This is a genomic window from Rathayibacter sp. VKM Ac-2926 (genome assembly GCF_022815565.1).
GTDB classification, from domain to species: Bacteria; Actinomycetota; Actinomycetes; order Actinomycetales; family Microbacteriaceae; genus Rathayibacter; species Rathayibacter festucae.
Genome location: NZ_JALGRS010000004.1, coordinates 194157 through 211666 on the forward strand (window position 1 = coordinate 194157; position 17510 = coordinate 211666).

Below are 17510 nucleotides of genomic sequence, written 5' to 3' on the forward strand. Positions count from 1 at the left end.
TCGGGTCAGATCAAATACTGGGACAAGCCCCGCTTGATGTACTTCCCGTCGCCCTTGGTGCCGATGTACTCGCCGGAGTCGACGACGACCTTGCCGCGAGAGACCACGGTGTCGACGTGGCCGTCGATCTCGAAGCCCTCCCAGGCGGAGTAGTCCATGTTCATGTGGTGGCTGCGGCCCTCGCCGATGCCGATCGAGGTGTGCCCGTTCGGGTCGTAGACGACCACGTCGCCGTCGGCGCCGGGCTGGATAACGCCCTTCTTCCCGTACATCCCGAACATCCGCGCCGGAGTGGTCGAGGTCAGCTCCACCCAGCGCGGCAGCGAGATCTGCCCGGACACGACGCCCTGGTACATCAGGTCCATCCGGTGCTCGACCGAGCCGATGCCGTTCGGGATCTTCGAGAAGTCGCCGACGCCCATGTCCTTCTGGCCCTTCATGCAGAAGGGGCAGTGGTCGGTGGAGACCATCTGGATGTCGTTGGTGCGCAGCGACTGCCACATGTGGTGCTGGTGCCCCTCCGCCTTCGAGCGCAGCGGCGTCGAGCACACCCACTTCGCGCCCTCGAAGCCGGGCGCGCCGAGCTGCTCCTCGAGCGAGAGGTAGAGGTACTGCGGGCAGGTCTCGCCGAACACGTTCATCCCGCGGTCGCGGGCCTGCGCGATCTGCTCCACCGCCTGCTTCGCCGACACGTGCACCACGTAGAGCGGCGCGCCGGTGAGGTCCGCGATCATGATCGCCCGGTGCGTCGCCTCCTCCTCCGCCTGCCACGGCCGCGAGGTGCCGTGGAAGTAGGGCGAGGTGTTGCCGGCGGCGAGCGACTGCTTCACCAGCTCGTCGATGATCGCGCCGTTCTCGGCGTGCATCATCATCATCGCGCCGTTCGACGCGCCTTTCTGGAACGCCCGCAGGATCTGCCCGTCGTCCGAGAGGAACACGCCCTTGTAGGCCATGAAGAGCTTGAAGCTGGTCACCCCCTCGTCCATCAGCTCGTCCATCGCCACCAGGGACGAGTCCTGCACGTCGGAGAGGATCTGGTGGAAGCCGTAGTCGATCGCGCAGTTCCCGGCCGCCTTCTCCTGCCAGGCCTGGTAGCGGTCGACGACGCTCTCGCCCGGGTACTGCACGACGAAGTCGACGATCGAGGTCGTCCCGCCCCAGGCCGCGGCCCGGGTGCCGGTCTCGAAGGTGTCCGAGGCGAAGGTGCCGCCGAACGGCATCTCCATGTGCGTGTGCGCGTCGATCCCGCCGGGGATGACGTACTTGCCGGCCGCGTCGATCACGCGGTCGACGTTCGCCGCGAGGTCGAAGCCCAGCAGCGTCGAGCCGGGCGCGAGCACCGCGGCGATGGTCTCGCCGTCGATCAGGACGTCGGCGGTGGCGGTGCCGGTCGCGTTGACGACCGTGCCGTTCGTGATGAGGGTCTTCATCGATGCTCCTCGGTGGTTCCGGTGCTGCGGCGGTAGCGCGGTCGGTTCGTCGGCGGTCAGGGCGTGGCGATGCTCGTGTACGAGTCCGGACGGCGGTCCCGGTAGAACTGCCAGTCGTCGCGCATCTGCTGCACCATGTCGAGGTCCAGATCGCGGATCAGGACCTCCTCGCTGTCGCCCGAGCCGCGCTCGCCGACGAAGTCGCCGCGCGGGTCGATCACCTGGCTGGTGCCGTAGAAATCGACGGCCAGCTCGCCGTACTCGTTGTCCTCGCGGCCGACCCGGTTGGGCTGGAGCACGAAGTAGCCGTTCGCCACGGCGGCGCACGGGCCCTCCACCTCCCACAGGCGGTTCGAGAGGCCCGGCTTGGTCGCGTTCGGGTTGAACACCATGTGCGCGCCGTTCAGGCCCAGCTCGCGCCAGCCCTCGGGGAAGTGCCGGTCGTAGCAGATGTAGACGCCGACCTTGCCGACGGCGGTGTCGAAGACCGGGTAGCCGAGGTTGCCGGGGCGGAAGTAGAACTTCTCCCAGAAGCGGTCGAGGTGCGGGATGTGGTGCTTGCGGTACTTGCCGAGGATCGTGCCGTCGGCGTCGACGACCACGGCGGTGTTGTAGTAGACGCCGGTGATGTCCTCCTCGTAGATCGGCAGGATCATCACCGTGCCGAGCTCCTTGGCCAGCGCGGCGAAGCGCTGCACGATCGGGCCGTCGGCGGGCTCGGCGTAGCGGTAGTACTTCTTGTCCTCGGTGATGCCGAAGTACGGGCCGTAGAACAGCTCCTGGAAGCAGACGATCTGCGCTCCCTGGGCGGCGGCGTCGCGGGCGAACTGCTCGTGCTTGTCGAGCATCGACTCCTTGTCGCCGGTCCACGTGGTCTGGGTGATCGCTGCGCGGACGATGGTCATCGGTACCTCCATGCTTCGGTCGGCCCGGTCGAGGCTCCGCCGAGGTCCCGCGAGACGCGGGAGGCGGGGCCGAGGGGCCGTGGTCTCACTGTGGTCCGCGCGAGGGTCGAAGGCAATGACCGCTTCCGCTCCGCGCGCCGGACAGGGGTTCATCGTCGTCCTCCGACGTTTCCCGGGTGTTTCCGGCGCGGATCCGCAGCATTAAGGCGCCGGTCCTTCGGAATCCGCGGTGTCCGCGGTCCGCGGTAGCGTCGACGGATGCGCATCACGATCCTGGCCGGCGGCGTCGGCGGCGCCCGCTTCACCTCCGCGGTCCGCGAGCACCTCCGCGACCTCGAGGCGGCCGGCGGCGGTCCCTCCGAGATCACGGTCGTCGCCAACACCGGCGACGACATGTGGCTGACCGGCCTGAAGGTCTGCCCCGACCTCGACTCGCTCACCTACGCGCTGGCCGGTGTCAACGACACCGAGCGCGGCTGGGGCCGGGCCGGCGAGAGCGAGCGCGTCTCGGCCGAGCTGACCGCGTTTGGTGTCGGCTGGCCGTGGTTCACCCTCGGCGACCTCGACATCGGCACCCACCTCGCCCGCACCTCGATGCTGCGCGACGGGCTCACCCTGTCCGAGGCCACCGAGCGGATCACCGCGCGCTGGCCGCTCGGCGTCCGCCTGCTGCCGATGTCCGACTCCGACGTCGAGACCCACGTCGAGGTCGACCTGCCCGGCGAGGGCGTCCGGCTGCTGCACTTCGAGGAGTGGTGGGTGCGGCTGCGCGCGTCGGTGCCCGCCCGCCGCTTCGTGCAGCAGGGCGTCGAGGAGGCGCGTCCCGCCCCGGGCGTGCTCGAGGCGATCGCCGACACCGACGCGGTCCTGATCGCCCCGTCCAACCCGGTGGTGTCGATCGGGACGATCCTCGGCGTGCCCGGCATCGCGGAGGCCGTGCGGACCACCTCGGCTCCGGTCGTCGGCGTCTCGCCGATCATCGGCGGCGCGGTGGTGCGCGGGATGGCCGACCACTGCCTGCCCGCCATCGGGGTCGAGACCTCGGCGGAGGCGGTGGGCCGGCACTACGGCGCGCGCTCCACCGGCGGCCTGCTCGACGCCTGGCTGGTCGGCGAGGAGGACGCGGCGGCCGTCGGCGCCCTCGACGGCACCGGTCTGCGCGTCCACTCGGTCCCGCTCTGGCTCCGCGACCGCGACAGCTCGACGCGGCTCGCGGCCGACGCCATCGCCGCAGCCCGCGCCTGACCACCGCCGGACACGCGCCACCGGCCGGCGCCTCCCAGCCTCGGGGGCCAGGCTGGCAGCACCCCTCACCGCACCATCGAAAGGACCACCCATGCCCGGAGCCCTCGTCCTCGCCGGAGGCGGCCTCGCCGGAATCGCCTGGGAGCTCGGCATCGTCCGCGGCCTCAGCGACGCCTCGCCCGAGGCGGCCCGCCTCCTCCTCGACCCCGCCACGACCCTGATCGGCACCTCGGCCGGCTCCGCCGTCGCCTCGCAGCTGAGCACCTCCGTCGGCCTCGACGAGGCCTACGAGTCCCAGCTGCGCGAGGAGTCCGCCGAGATCGGCGCCGTCGTCGACGTCGAGCGCCTGCAGGCGAGCTACGCCGCAGCGATCGAGGGTGCGACCTCGCCCGAGGACGCCCGGCGCCGCATCGGCGTGCTCGCCCTCGAGACCGCGACCCTCTCCGAGGAGTCCCGCCGCGACGTCATCGCCGCGCGGATCGCCGACGCCGACTGGCCCGAGCAGCGCCTCCTGATCACCGCGATCGACACCGCCACCGGAGCGCTCACCGTCTTCGACCGCACGAGCGGCGTCGGCCTGGTCGACGCCATCGCCGCCAGCTGCGCGGTGCCCGGCGTCTGGCCGCCGGTGAGCATCGACGGCGTCCGCTACATGGACGGCGGCGTGCGCTCCGGGAGCAACGCCGACCTCGCCGCCGGCGCCGACTGGGTGGTCGTCATCACGCCGATGTCCGGGATCGGCTCGCCCGGTGTCGGCACTCTGCCCACCGCCGAGCTCGAGGCACTGTCGGGCTCGCGCGTCGAGGTCGTCTATGCGGACGAGGCGTCGATCGCAGCCTTCGGCCCGAACTCGCTCGACCCCGAGGTCCGTCCCGCCGCGGCGCAGGCCGGCCGGGCGCAGGGCGCGCGGATCGCCGCCCGGATCGCCGCACTGGTCGGCGCGGACGAGCCGGCCCGCGCCTGACCGGCGCCCGCGTCGCTCCTCCTCAGGGCTTCACGCCGTAGCGGAGGAACACGGTTCCGTCCGCGAAGCTGCGCTGCTGCCGGAGCTCGAGGCGGCTGCGGAAGCCGTGCGGGAGGAACGGCGTCCCGCCGCCCACCGCGATCGGCGCCACGTACCAGCGGATCTCGTCGACCACGCCGGCCAGGAGTGCCTGCGCCCCGAGGGTCGCGCCGCCGACGGAGACGTCGTGCGGCTTCGAGCGGACCTCCTGCGCCACGCTCACCGGATCGAACGTCCGCTCGAGCCGGGTGCGGCGGGTGCGCACGGCGGGCAGCGTCGTCGAGTAGACGACCTTGTCCGCCGCGCGCCACATCTCCTGGAAGTCGTGGATGAAGGCGAACTGCTCGGCGAGCTCGTAGCCCGCGTCCCAGCCGCGCATGGTCTCGTAGATCCGGTGGCCGTAGAGGTACGTGCCCACCCCGGTCTCGGTCTCGTTGATGAAGCGGTGCACCTCGGGGCGGGGCGTGGCCCAGCTGAAGTCCCCGGTCTCGTCGACGGTGTAGCCGTCGATCGAGGCCACACCGCTGTAGACGAGCGCGCCCACAATGGCCTCCTCCGCGGCCGGCTTCGGGTTCCGGCCACGCCCGCGAGGGTAGGTGTGAGAGCGCTCCAGCGCAACACCTGTCGGAGAACAGACGCTGAACGGCGGCCCCGCGGCGGCGACGGCCCGCTCCGGGCTCAGTGGCGGCCGCTGAGCAGCGCCAGCACGTCGGCGTGGCGCCCCTCGGCCTCGGCGTCGCGGAGGAAGCGCACCCGGTCCACGAGCACCTCCTCCACCTCCGGCTGGGAGGCGAGGATCCGCACCGTCTCGTCGAGGAACTCCTCCAGCGGCATCGCGCTCGGGTCGTCCTGCTGCCCCATCAGCGTCGTCTGGACGGCCGGCGGCACCAGCTCGATCACCTGCACCGGAGTCTCCGCGAGCTGCGCCCGCAGGCTCTGCGTGTAGGAGTGCACCGCGGCCTTGGTCGCGCTGTAGGTCGGGGTCGCCGGCAGCGGCACGAACGCGAGCCCCGAGGACACGGTCATCAGCACGCCGTCCGGCTTCGCGGCGATCCACGGCGTGAAGGCGGTCAGCGTGCGGATCGTGCCGAGCAGATTGGTCTCGACGATGGCCGCGGCGGTGTCGAGGTGCCCCGAGTCCTGCAGGTCCTCCGGCAGCATGATGCCGGCCATCGTGACGACGACGTCGAGGTCGGGGTGCTCCCGGGTGACCGTCTCGACCGCGGCGGCGATCGACTCCGGGTCGGTGACGTCGATCACGACCGAGTGCGAACCGGGGTGGGCCGCCGTGAACTCGTCCAGCAGCTCGCTGCGGCGACCGCCGAGGATCACCGTGCTCCCCGCGTCGAGGAAGCGCTCGGCGAGGCCCCGGCCGATGCCCGAGGTCGCGCCGGTGATCAGGATGGTGCTGCCCGTGGTCTTCATGTGGTCTCCTCCGTGTCCCGGGCTGTCCCGCCCGGCTGACCCCAGCGTCGCCCTGTGCCGCGCGGGCCGGAAGGGCTGGACGATCCAGGGATCGGCGCTCCCTGGTCCGCGATGCGCGCGGACCGGCAGGATGAGCGCATGGACAGACCTGCGCTCGCCGAGTTCCTCCGCGGCCGACGCGAGCGGCTGCAGCCGTCCGACGTCGGCATGCCGCCCGGAGCGCGCCGCCGCACCGCGGGCCTGCGCCGGGAGGAGATCGCCGCCGCCGTCGGCATGTCCGCCGACTACTGGTCGCGGCTCGAGCAGCAGCGCGGACCGCAGCCGTCCGAGCAGATGCTCACCGCGATCGCCCGCGGGCTGCGCCTGGACCTCGACGAGCGCGACCACCTCTTCCGGCTCGCCGGGCAGACCCCGCCCGCGCGGCACCGGCGCGACGAGCACGTCTCCCCCGGGCTGCTCCGCGTCCTCGACCGCCTGGAGGACACCCCGGCGCTGGTGATCACGGAACTCGGCGAGACCCTCGTGCAGAACCGTCTGGCCCGCGCCCTCTTCGGCGACGGCGCCGACTGGACCGGACTGGACCGCAGCGGCATCCACCGCTGGTTCGCGCACCCCGACGAGGCCCGGCGCAGCTACCCCGAGCGCGAGCACGAGCACCAGGGGCGGATGCAGACCGCCCAGCTGCGCTTCGCCGCCGCGGCACCCGACGCCGACCCGCTGGCCGCCCGGATCATCGAGTCGCTGCTCGGTCGGAGCGAGGAGTTCCGCCGCTACTGGGAGCTCCAGGAGGTCACCGCCCGCTTCGAGGACCACAAGACCCTGCGCCACCCCGAGGTCGGCGAGATCGACGTCGACTGCCAGGCCCTCTTCACCGAGAACCAGGCGCAGGTGCTGCTGGTGCTCACGCCGCGCGCCGGATCGCCCGCCTCCGCCGAGGCCCTCCGGCTGCTCGGCGTCGTCGGCGACCAGCGGCTGACGCCGTCGGCGTAGGGCCGGTGTCGACCGGGCGGGTGTCCGCGACGGTCCGTCCGCGCCGGGGCGCGTGTCCGCCGCGCGCCGGGGTCCACCTAGGGTGGAGGCGGTCGCAGCGAGCGGCCGCGAAGGGTTCCTCATGAAGATCAGCCAGCTGCGTCACTTCGTGGCCGTCGCCGAGGAGCTCCACTTCGTGCGCGCCGCCGAGAAGCTCGGCATCTCCCGCGCGAAGCTCGACTCCTCCGTCGCCGCCGTCGAGCTCGACCTCGGCCGCCCGCTCTTCGAGCCCGGCGCCGCCGCCACGACCCTCACCGCCGCCGGCCGCCAGCGCCTCGCCTCGGCCCGCGAGGAGCTCGCCGCCCTCGGCGACGAGCCGGAGGAGGCCCCCAAGTCCGGCGGCAAGGCCAAGGCCTCGAAGGGCACCGGCCGCGCCCCCGTCGTCAAGGGCCAGCCCAAGCCCTACAAGCGCCGCCAGTCCCGCTGACCCGAGGTCCCGCGAGGCTCTCCTGTGGGCCCTACCGGGCTCGAACCGATGACATCCACGGTGTAAACGTGGCGCTCTACCAACTGAGCTAAAGGCCCCCGTCGCGGCCGGGCCGCGGACGATCGGATCGATCCTACGACACGGCTCGCAGCGCTACTCTCGGCGCATGGCGGACACGGACGACACCCGCGCGAGGCGCCGGGCCGAGAGCCGCTGGCCGGCCTCCGCCGCGATCCTCGTGGCCGTGGCGCTCAACCTCGTCGGACACGATCCCGGCACCTCGGTCGTCCGGATCGCCGCGGCGGTCCTGACGCTCGCGCTGCTGATCCCGCTGTTCGTGGTCAACCCGCGGCGCCTGGACACCGAGACCCGCTGGTCGCGCGGAGTCTCGATCGCCCTCGCGGTCGTGCTCGCCGCGGCGAACCAGATCAACGTCGGCCGGGTCGTGATCGACCTCGTCGACGGATCCGCCGACGGCCCGCTCCTGTTGCTCACCGCACTGCAGGTCTGGGTCACCAACGTCGTCGCCTACGCGCTGATCTACTGGGAGCTCGACCGCGGCGGCCCCGTCTCCCGCGGCACGCTCGAGCGCTCGCAGCTGCCGCCCGCCGACTTCGCCTTCCCGCAGGACACCTACCGCGACACCGTCAGCGAGGTCGCGGTCGGCTCCTCCGAGAAGGCCGACTGGCGTCCCGGCTTCGTCGACTACCTCTACGTCTCGACGACGAACACCATGGCGTTCAGCCCCACCGACACGATGCCGCTGTCCAGCCGGGTGAAGCTCCTGATGGCCCTCGAGGGCGTCACCGGCTTCGTCCTGCTCGCCCTGGTCATCTCCCGAGCCGTCAACATCCTCAACTGACGCCCTGGCCTGTGCACGCGCATCGGCCGTCCGCGAGATGCCACTTATGAGCGCGACACGCCGTGAAAGGCGATCACAAGTGGCATCTCGCGGAGGGTGTCAGGCGTGGGCCGGGGTGAGCGCGTCGATCGCGGCGCGGTAGTCGTCCATCGAGCGGGCCTCGCCGGGCGCGGTGATGAAGGTGTCGCGGATGACGCCCTCCTTGTCGATGAGGAAGGTCGCGCGCGTCGCGTAGCCCTTGCCCTCGAGGAAGACGCCGTACTGCTTGGCGACGTCGCCGTGCGGCCAGAAGTCGGAGAGCAGCGTGAAGTCGTAGCCCTGCTTCTCACCCCAGGCGCGCAGGGTGTGCTTGGAGTCGACGGAGATGCCGATCAGCTCGACCTCCGCGTGCTCGAACAGCGAGAGGTTCTCGCGCAGCGCGCAGAACTCGCCGGTGCAGGTGCCGGAGAAGGCGAGCGGGAAGAAGACGAGGGCGACGTTGCGCCGCCCGTGGAAGTCGCCGAGCTGGATGCGCTCGCCGTACTGGTTCGCGAGTTCGAAGTCGGGAGCCAGCGTGAGCTTCTCGAGAGCCATCGGACGATGTCCTTCCATGCGCACGAATGTCGCGCGAGCACGAGGGGCAATGCTAGACCTGCTCCGCCGATCGGCCAAGGGACCGCGACGATCGGCCGCTGGACGCGGTTCGGATGGAGAAATCCCACAGTGCCCTGTGCGGTTCCGTCGTGGATCGCCACACATGACCGGAATCGCTAGGCTTGCACGGGTGCCCGCGCGCTCCTCGTCATCCGAGGGTCCTGCGCGCGGATCCGCACCGCTTCATGAGAGTGATGTCTCGGGCACGATCTGCCCCCAGAGAGAGGTCGAGGGTGACTGTTAACGATCAGGACCCGTATTCCGTCGGACACGTCGACTCGGATCCCGAGGAAACGTCGGAGTGGAACGAGTCGCTGGACGCGCTCGTCGAGGAGCGGGGTGCCGGTCGCGGACGCGACGTCATGCTCAGCCTCCTCAAGCGCTCCAAGGAGCTGCACCTCGGCGTTCCGATGGTGCCGACGACGGACTACATCAACACCATCGCGGCCGAGAACGAGCCCGACTTCCCCGGCGACGAGGACGTCGAGCGCCGCTACCGCGCCTGGATCCGCTGGAACGCGGCCATCCTCGTGCACCGCGCGCAGCGCCCCGGCATCGGCGTCGGCGGGCACATCTCGACCTACGCGTCGAGCGCCTCGCTCTACGAGGTCGGCTTCAACCACTTCTTCCGCGGCCAGGACCACCCGGGCGGCGGCGACCAGATCTTCATCCAGGGCCACGCCTCCCCCGGCCCCTACGCGCGCGCCTTCCTCGAGGGACGCCTGAGCGAGCACCAGCTCGACGGGTTCCGCCAGGAGAAGTCGCACCAGGGCGGCGGGCTCTCCAGCTACCCGCACCCGCGCCTCATGCCGGAGTTCTGGCAGTTCCCGACCGTGTCGATGGGCCTCGGCCCGATCAACGCGATCTACCAGGCGCAGGCGAACAAGTACCTCACCAACCGCGGCATCAAGGACGCTTCCGACCAGCAGGTCTGGGCGTTCCTCGGCGACGGCGAGATGGACGAGGTCGAGTCGCGCGGTCAGCTCCAGGTCGCCGCGAACGACGGCCTCGACAACCTCAACTTCATCATCAACTGCAACCTGCAGCGCCTCGACGGCCCGGTCCGCGGCAACGGCAAGATCGTCCAGGAGCTGGAGTCGTTCTTCCGCGGCGCCGGCTGGAACGTCATCAAGCTCATCTGGGGCCGCGAGTGGGACGACCTGCTCGCCCGCGACACCGAGGGCGCGCTGCTCGACCTGATGAACAAGACGCCCGACGGCGACTTCCAGACCTTCAAGACCGAGGACGGCGCCTACGTCCGCGAGAACTTCTTCGGCCGCGACGAGCGCGCGAAGAAGCTCGTCGAGGACTACAGCGACGAGCAGATCTGGGGCCTGCGCCGCGGTGGTCACGACTACCGCAAGATCTACGCCGCCATGAAGGCCGCGACGGAGCACAAGGGCCAGCCGACCGTCATCCTCGCCCACACCATCAAGGGCTACGGTCTCGGCCGCAGCTTCGAGGGCCGCAACGCGACCCACCAGATGAAGAAGATGACGCTCGACAACCTGAAGGGCTTCCGCGACACCATGCGGATCCCGATCACGGATGCGCAGCTCGAGGAGAACCCCTACCTCCCGCCGTACTACCACCCCGGTCAGGGCGACGAGGCGATCGAGTACATGCAGGAGCGCCGCCGCGCGCTCGGCGGCTACCTGCCCGAGCGCCGGTCGAAGTACACCCAGCTCTCGCTGCCGGACGACTCGGCCTACAAGATCGGCAAGAAGGGCTCCGGGACGCAGGAGATCGCCACCACCATGGCGTTCGTCCGCATCCTGAAGGACATCCTGCGCTCGAAGGACTTCGGCAACCGCGTCGTCCCGATCATCCCCGACGAGGCCCGCACCTTCGGCATGGACGCGTTCTTCCCGAACGCGAAGATCTACAACCCGCGCGGCCAGCACTACACGTCGGTCGACCGCGAGCTGCTCCTGGCCTACAAGGAGAGCCCGCAGGGTCAGATCCTGCACGTCGGCATCAACGAGGCGGGCGCGCTCGCGGCGTTCACCGCGGTCGGCACGTCCTACTCGACGCAGGGCGAGCCGCTCATCCCGGTCTACGTCTTCTACTCGATGTTCGGCTTCCAGCGCACGGCCGACGCGATCTGGGCGGCGGGCGACATGATGGCCCGCGGCTTCATGATCGCGGCGACCGCCGGTCGCACCACGCTGACCGGTGAGGGCCTCCAGCACGCGGACGGCCACTCGCCGATCCTCGCCGCCACCAACCCGGCCGTCGTCAGCTACGACCCGGCGTACAGCTACGAGATCGCGCACATCGTGCAGTCCGGTCTCGAGCGGATGTACGGCGGGAAGCACCCGGACCCGAACGTCATGTACTACGTGACGGTCTACAACGAGCCGATCGTGCACCCGAAGGAGCCCGAGGACGTGGACGTGGACGGCATCGTCCGCGGCATCCACCGCGTCTCCTGGGGTCAGTGGGACGGCCCGAAGGCCCAGCTGCTCGCGTCCGGCGTCGCCGTGCCGTGGGCGATCGAGGCGCAGAAGCTCCTCGCCGAGGACTGGGGAGTTTCGGCCGACGTCTGGTCGGTCACCTCGTGGAACGAGCTGCGGCGCGACGGCATCAACGCCGAGCACCACAACTTCCTCTACCCCGAGGACGAGGCGCAGGTCCCCTACGTCACGCAGAAGCTCGCCGACGCGAAGGGCCCCTTCGTCGCCGTCTCGGACTTCTCGCACCAGGTCCCGGACCAGCTGCGCCAGTTCATCCCGGGCGACTTCGCGACGCTCGGAGCGGACGACTTCGGCTTCTCGGACACCCGCGCCGCCGCACGTCGCCACTTCAAGATCGACGGACCGTCGGTCGTGGTGCGCACGCTGCAGCTGCTCGCCAAGCGCGGCGAGGTCGACCCCTCGCTCTCCGCCCAGGCGATCCAGAAGTACAGCCTCCACGACGTGAACGCCGGCACCACCGGCAACGCCGGCGGCGATAACTGACGGACGGCTCGGTGCTCTCCTCCGACGACGCGCAGTCGACGACGCGGGGAACCGCCCCTTCCGCGGAGCGTCCGGCCACCCGGCCGGGCGCTCCGCGCACGAAGGAGCAGACCCTCGCCTGGCTGCGGACCCTCTCGGGCGAGCTGTCCACGCAGACCATCAAGAAGCTCGAGGACACGCTGCCCTGGTACGGCAGCATGCCCCCGGGCCGCCGCTCCGCGGTGGGCATGGTCGCGCAGGCCGGCATCACCTCGTTCATCTCCTGGTTCGACGACCCCTCGGCGACGCCGTGGATCGCCGCCGACGTCTTCGGAGCGGCTCCCCGGGAGCTGCTCCGCTCCGTCTCGCTGACCCAGACCCTCCAGCTGATCAAGGTCACCGTCGAGGTCGTCGAGGAGCGGATCACCAACCGCGGCGAGGACCTGCGCGAGGCGATCCTGCTCTACTCGCGCGAGATCGCCTTCGCCGCGGCCGACGTCTACGCCCGGGCGGCCGAGGCGCGCGGCCTCTGGGACGCCCGGCTCGAGGCGCTCGTCGTCGACTCGATCCTCACGGGCGAGGCCGACGACGAGCTGCCGAGCCGCATCGCGGCCCTCGGCTGGCACGGCCACGGCGAGGTCGCGGTGCTCGTGGGCACCGCGCCGAAGATGCTCGACGTCGACCAGCTCCGCCGCACCGCCCGGCACATGAGCGCCGACGTGCTGATCGGCGTGCAGGGCAGCCGGCTCGTGCTGGTGATCGGCCGCGCCGAGCCGAGCGAGAACGCGACGGACGAGACCGGCCCGCCGGTCGCCTTCCTCGAGATCGCGAACGCGCTCGAGCCGGGCTTCGGCTCCGGTCACCTGGTCCTCGGCCACGAGGTGCCGACGCTCGTCGAGGCCTCGCGCAGCGCCCGCGCCGCCCTGGCCGGCTTCGCGGTCGCGCGCTCCTGGCGCAACGCCCCGCGGCCGGTGAACGCCGACGACCTCCTCCCCGAGCGCGCGCTCGCCGGCGATCCCCTCGCCCGGCACAGCCTGATCACCCAGATCTACAAGCCGCTGCAGAAGCACTCGACCGAGCTGCTCACCACGCTGTGGGCCTACCTGGACAACGGCCGCTCGCTGGAGGCGACGGCCCGCGAGCTCTTCGTGCACCCCAACACCGTCCGCTACCGCCTGAAGCGGGTGGCGGAGGTGATCGGCTGGGACGCGACGGGCGCTCGCGAGGCGCTCATCCTCCAGTCGGCCCTCATCCTCGGCTCGATGAGCGACCCGGACGGAGCGGTCCGCCGCCGTCCGACCCGCAAGTGAGCCGCACCCCTCCTCGCACCCCGTTGTAGAACCGCCACAAGCTCTTTGTGGTTTGTCAGTACCTCAGAGCGCCGCACGAACCGGCGCGGATCGGAAGACTGAAAGCGTGATCGTCGTCGTCGCCCCGGGTCAGGGCTCCCAGACCCCCGGATTCCTCGAGCCGTGGCTCGCCGTCCCCTCGGTGGCCGAGCAGGTCGCCGCCCACTCGGAGGCGGTCGGCATCGACCTCGCCGCCCACGGCACCGTCTCGGACGCGGACACGATCCGCGACACCGCGATCGCCCAGCCGCTGATCGTCTCCGCCGGGCTGGTCAGCCTGGCCGCACTGCTCGAGGGCGGCCGCCGCGAGCGCATCGCGGGCATCGCCGGCCACTCGGTCGGCGAGATCACCGCCGCGGCCGGAGCCGGCGTCCTCTCCGAGCCCGACGCCCTCGTCTTCGTCCGCGAGCGCGCCCGCGCCATGGCCGCCGCGGCCGCCGCGACCCCCACCGCGATGAGCGCCGTCCTCGGCGGCGACGAGGAGGCGCTCCTCGCCCGCCTCGACGAGCTCGGCCTCGAGCCGGCCAACTACAACGGCGGCGGCCAGATCGTCGTCGCCGGCGCGGTCGACGCCCTGCAGGCGCTGAAGGACGAGCCCCTCCGCGGCACCCGCGTCGTCCCGCTCCAGGTCGCCGGCGCCTTCCACACCCGCTACATGGCGCCGGCCCGCGACGCCCTCGCCGGCGTCGCCGCCTCGATCACCCCGGCCGACCCGACGCTGCGCCTCTGGACGAACAACGACGGCTCCGTCGTCGACAGCGGCTCCCGCTTCCTGGAGCTGCTCGTCGGCCAGGTCGCCTCGCCCGTCCGCTGGGACCTCTGCATGGCGGCCTTCGCCGAGGCGGGCGTCACCGGCCTGATCGAGCTGGCCCCCGCCGGCGCCCTCGTCGGCCTCGCCAAGCGCGGCCTCAAGGGACTCCCGACCCTCGCGATCAAGACCCCCGACGACCTCGACGCCGCCCGCGCCTTCATCGACGAGCACGCCGCCTAGCAGGAGAGACCCATGACGACCCCTTCCCTCACCCAGTCCAGCGGCAGCCAGTACACCCGCATCCTCGGCATCGGCGCGGCCCGCGGCGACCTCGTCGTCCCGAACGACGACCTCGTCGGCCCGATCAACTCCTCCGACGAGTGGATCCGCCAGCGCACCGGCATCGTCGAGCGCCGCCGCGCCTCCTCCGAGATCCAGGCCGTCGACCTCGCGACGACCGCCTCGCTCGAGGCGATCGAGAAGGCCGGGATCCGCGCCGACCAGATCGGCCTCGTGCTGGTCTCCACCATCAGCAACACCGTGCAGACCCCGTCGCTGGCGGCGCTCCTCGCCGATCGGATCGGCGCGAACCCGGCACCCGCCTACGACATCTCCGCCGCCTGCGCCGGGTACACCTACGGCATCGCCCAGGCCGACTCGTTCGTCCGCTCCGGCCTCGCCGAGTACGTCCTCGTCGTCGGCGCCGAGAAGCTCTCCGACATCGTGAAGTCGACCGACCGCAGCATCTCCTTCCTCCTCGGCGACGGCGCCGGCGCCGCGATCGTCGGCCCGAGCGACACCGCCGGCATCTCGAAGACCGTCTGGGGCTCCGACGGCTCGAAGTGGGACACCGTCGGGATGGACAACCCGCTCGCCGCCTACCGCGACGGCGTCGCCGAGTGGCCGACGCTGCGCCAGGACGGCCCCTCCGTCTTCCGCTGGGCGGTCTGGGAGATGGCCAAGGTCGCCAAGCAGGCGCTGGCCGAGGCGGGCGTCGCGCCCGAGGACCTCGCCGCCTTCATCCCGCACCAGGCGAACATGCGCATCATCGACGAGCTCGCGAAGCAGCTGAAGCTGCCCGAGACCGTGACCATCGGCCGCGACATCGAGACGACCGGCAACACCTCGGCCGCCTCCATCCCGCTCGCGACCCACCGCCTGCTCGAGGAGCACCCCGAGCTCAGCGGCGGACTCGCCCTGCAGATCGGCTTCGGCGCCGGACTCGTCTTCGGCGCGCAGGTCGTGGTGCTCCCTTAGGGGGCGCAGGCCCACCCCTAAACTGACCTACGGTCACACGACGAACACCTCGATCTCGACGTACACCGAGTCGAAACACCCTGATCGAACACCCCTCAAGGAGAGAACCATGGCACTGTCCAACGAAGAAGTCCTCGCCGGCCTGGCCGAACTGGTCAACGACGAGACGGGCATCGCGACCGATTCCGTCGAGATGGAGAAGTCGTTCACCGACGACCTCGACATCGACTCCATCTCGATGATGACCATCGTCGTCAACGCCGAGGAGAAGTTCGACGTGAAGATCCCGGACGACGAGGTCAAGAACCTCAAGACGGTCGGCGACGCGGTCACCTTCATCGTCAAGGCCTCCGCGTAACCAGCGCCCCGCGCTTCCCGTCCTCGCGGCGGACACCCCGGCCAGGGCCCTGAGCCCGGCCGGGGTGCGCCCGGAACCCACCCGTCACGGAACAGAGATCGTCGTCATGAGTCCCAAGAAAATCGTCGTCACCGGCATCGGAGCCAGCACGCCCCTCGGCGGCACCGCTCGCGAGTCCTGGAACGCCCTTCTCGCGGGAGAGTCCGGCGTCAGCACGATCCAGGCCGACTGGGTGACCGAGCTCGACCTCCCCGTCACCTTCGCCGCGCAGGCGAAGGTGCGCCCGGAGGAGGTCCTCCCCCGGCCCGAGGCCAAGCGCCTCGACCCCTCCAGCCAGTTCGCCCTCATCTCCGCCCGCGAGGCGTGGGCCGACTCCGGCATCACCGACGTCGACCCGCTGCGCGTCGGCGTCGACTACTCCACCGGCATCGGCGGACTCTGGACCCTCATCGACGCGTGGGACACCCTGCGCGAGCGCGGCCCCCGCCGCGTCCTCCCGATGACCATCCCCATGCTCATGCCCAACGCCGCCGCTGCCGCGATCAGCATGTCGATCCCCTCCCGCGCCTACGCCCGCACCGACGTGTCGGCCTGCGCGTCCAGCACCGAGGCGATCGCCAACGCCTACGAGCACCTCCAGCGCGGCCTCGCCGACGTCGTCATCGCCGGCGGCACCGAGTCGGTCGTCCACCCGCTCCCCCTCGCCGCCTTCGCCTCGATGCAGGCCCTCTCGCGCCGCAACGACGACCCGGCCACCGCCTCCCGCCCCTACGACGTCTCCCGCGACGGCTTCGTCCTCGGCGAGGGCGCCGCCACCCTCGTCCTCGAGACCGAGGAGCACGCGCTCGCCCGCGGCGCCCGCATCTACGCCGAGCTCGCCGGCGGCGCCGTCACCAGCGACTCGTACCACATCACCGCCCCCGACCCCGAGGGCTCCGCCGCCGCCCGCGCCATGATCGAGGCTCTCGAGCAGGCCGGCGCCGCCCGCACCGACGTCACCCACGTCAACGCCCACGCGACCAGCACCCCCGTCGGCGACATCGCCGAGTACCGCGCCCTCGCCCGCGTGTTCGGCGACCACCTCCCGAACATCGCCGTCTCCGCCACCAAGGCCGCCACCGGCCACCTCCTCGGCGGCACCGGCGCCCTCGAGGCGATCTTCACCGTCCTCGCCCTGCACGAGCGCACCGCCCCGCCCACCATCAACCTCTTCGACCAGGACCCGCAGATCCCGCTCGACGTCGTCACCAGCCCGCGCGACCTCGGAGCAGGGCCCCTCGTCGCCCTCTCCAACTCCTTCGGGTTCGGGGGGCACAATGCTGTTGCCGCGTTCCGGTCGGTGTAACGGGGCGTAGCCCCGTCACACCGAGCGGAACGCGGGCTGCGCCGCGCATCGCGCGGCGCAGGCGCGTCCGCTCCCTGCATGGTCGCGTTCCGCAGGGCCGGTGCGGTGCGGCGACGGCGATCCGCTGGAACGCGGATCGCCGGATACGCCTCGTGCCGCGAGGGCGGTCGTTCACCGCAAGCCCTCGCCCACAGTCCTGGGAACCAGACCGCATCGCCTGCGGCTCGCTCCGTCGGACACCTCGGCAGCGCCCGGCCATGCTGGTCGAGTAGCCCCGCAGGGGCGTATCGAGACCCACCGTCCCCAGCACGGCGGACGAGCAGCCGGATCCCGCCGTTCCGACGAGCCGAAGACGCGCCCACCCCTCGGAGAGTCGCGCACCGTATCGCCGCGCCCCACGAGGCGCATCCGGCGATTCGCGTGCCAGCGAATCGCCGTCGCCGCCCGCACCCCGCTCTGCAGAACGCGACCACCTCCCCGAGCCGACCGCGCTGCGCCGCGCAGGGAGCGGCGCAGAAAACGGACACAGCGTCGGGGGGGGGGGGGGGGGGG

General features: G+C 71.4%; 16 protein-coding genes and 1 tRNA gene. 11 read left to right on the plus strand and 6 right to left on the minus strand.

From position 1 onward, the window contains the following. Window positions 1–5: 5 nt before the first annotated feature. Together hydA and MT351_RS07125 are read right to left on the minus strand one after the other, a co-directional pair. Complete coding sequence (gene hydA / locus MT351_RS07120) at window positions 6–1430, minus strand: dihydropyrimidinase (protein WP_123735493.1); 1425 nt, start codon at window positions 1428–1430, stop codon at window positions 6–8. A 56-nt stretch (window positions 1431–1486) separates the two neighbouring features. Beyond that, the gene (locus MT351_RS07125) at window positions 1487–2335 is read right to left on the minus strand and encodes a nitrilase-related carbon-nitrogen hydrolase (RefSeq protein ID WP_243581725.1); all 849 of its coding nucleotides are present in this window, start codon (window positions 2333–2335) and stop codon (window positions 1487–1489) included. Between the two features lie 258 nt (window positions 2336–2593). On the opposite strand from MT351_RS07125, the gene cofD reads away from it, so the two are divergent. Continuing rightward, the gene (cofD, locus tag MT351_RS07130) at window positions 2594–3580 is read left to right on the plus strand and encodes a 2-phospho-L-lactate transferase (RefSeq protein ID WP_123732141.1); all 987 of its coding nucleotides are present in this window, start codon (window positions 2594–2596) and stop codon (window positions 3578–3580) included. A gap of 91 nt (window positions 3581–3671) precedes the next feature. Next, window positions 3672–4544 carry a patatin-like phospholipase family protein gene (locus MT351_RS07135; RefSeq protein WP_243581726.1) on the plus strand — a complete coding sequence of 291 codons (873 nt, stop codon included), beginning with the start codon at window positions 3672–3674 and terminating at the stop codon, window positions 4542–4544. A 22-nt stretch (window positions 4545–4566) separates the two neighbouring features. On the opposite strand, the gene MT351_RS07140 is transcribed toward MT351_RS07135, so the two are convergent. Both MT351_RS07140 and MT351_RS07145 read right to left on the minus strand, forming a co-directional pair. Continuing rightward, window positions 4567–5127 carry a dihydrofolate reductase family protein gene (locus MT351_RS07140; RefSeq protein WP_243581727.1) on the minus strand — a complete coding sequence of 187 codons (561 nt, stop codon included), beginning with the start codon at window positions 5125–5127 and terminating at the stop codon, window positions 4567–4569. Between the two features lie 134 nt (window positions 5128–5261). Next, on the minus strand, window positions 5262–6008 hold the full coding sequence (locus MT351_RS07145; protein WP_243581728.1) for an SDR family oxidoreductase: 747 nt from the start codon (window positions 6006–6008) through the stop codon (window positions 5262–5264). Window positions 6009–6146: 138 nt separating this feature from the next. Between MT351_RS07145 and MT351_RS07150 the strand changes: the two genes are divergently transcribed. After that, on the plus strand, window positions 6147–6998 hold the full coding sequence (locus tag MT351_RS07150) for a helix-turn-helix transcriptional regulator (protein ID WP_243581730.1): 852 nt from the start codon (window positions 6147–6149) through the stop codon (window positions 6996–6998). Window positions 6999–7119: 121 nt separating this feature from the next. Then, window positions 7120–7464: a LysR family transcriptional regulator gene (locus MT351_RS07155; protein WP_123445667.1), complete on the plus strand. Its 345-nt coding sequence runs from the start codon at window positions 7120–7122 to the stop codon at window positions 7462–7464. A gap of 25 nt (window positions 7465–7489) precedes the next feature. Here the strand turns inward: MT351_RS07155 and MT351_RS07160 are convergent. Continuing rightward, a tRNA-Val gene (locus MT351_RS07160) sits at window positions 7490–7562 on the minus strand. 68 nt (window positions 7563–7630) lie between these two features. On the opposite strand from MT351_RS07160, the gene MT351_RS07165 reads away from it, so the two are divergent. Next, a complete protein-coding gene (locus tag MT351_RS07165; RefSeq protein WP_132437789.1) occupies window positions 7631–8326 on the plus strand; it encodes a DUF1345 domain-containing protein in 696 nt (231 codons plus the stop codon). Window positions 8327–8425: 99 nt separating this feature from the next. Here the strand turns inward: MT351_RS07165 and MT351_RS07170 are convergent, their stop codons facing one another. Continuing rightward, window positions 8426–8899, minus strand: a complete 474-nt coding sequence (locus MT351_RS07170; protein WP_123445665.1) for a peroxiredoxin — start codon at window positions 8897–8899, stop codon at window positions 8426–8428. Between the two features lie 293 nt (window positions 8900–9192). Between MT351_RS07170 and aceE the strand changes: the two genes are divergently transcribed. From aceE to MT351_RS07200, 6 genes are all read left to right on the plus strand, one after another. Continuing rightward, window positions 9193–11919, plus strand: a complete 2727-nt coding sequence (gene aceE / locus MT351_RS07175) for a pyruvate dehydrogenase (acetyl-transferring), homodimeric type (RefSeq protein WP_243581732.1) — start codon at window positions 9193–9195, stop codon at window positions 11917–11919. A gap of 122 nt (window positions 11920–12041) precedes the next feature. Then, the gene (locus MT351_RS07180) at window positions 12042–13208 is read left to right on the plus strand and encodes a CdaR family transcriptional regulator (protein WP_243581846.1); all 1167 of its coding nucleotides are present in this window, start codon (window positions 12042–12044) and stop codon (window positions 13206–13208) included. A 106-nt stretch (window positions 13209–13314) separates the two neighbouring features. Continuing rightward, window positions 13315–14238 carry an ACP S-malonyltransferase gene (locus MT351_RS07185; RefSeq protein WP_123735482.1) on the plus strand — a complete coding sequence of 308 codons (924 nt, stop codon included), beginning with the start codon at window positions 13315–13317 and terminating at the stop codon, window positions 14236–14238. A gap of 12 nt (window positions 14239–14250) precedes the next feature. Then, complete coding sequence (locus tag MT351_RS07190) at window positions 14251–15255, plus strand: beta-ketoacyl-ACP synthase III (RefSeq protein WP_123445661.1); 1005 nt, start codon at window positions 14251–14253, stop codon at window positions 15253–15255. Window positions 15256–15364: 109 nt separating this feature from the next. Continuing rightward, a complete protein-coding gene (locus tag MT351_RS07195; RefSeq protein ID WP_123445660.1) occupies window positions 15365–15613 on the plus strand; it encodes an acyl carrier protein in 249 nt (82 codons plus the stop codon). A gap of 106 nt (window positions 15614–15719) precedes the next feature. Continuing rightward, window positions 15720–16958, plus strand: a complete 1239-nt coding sequence (locus tag MT351_RS07200) for a beta-ketoacyl synthase (protein WP_243581734.1) — start codon at window positions 15720–15722, stop codon at window positions 16956–16958. Window positions 16959–17510: the final 552 nt, after the last annotated feature.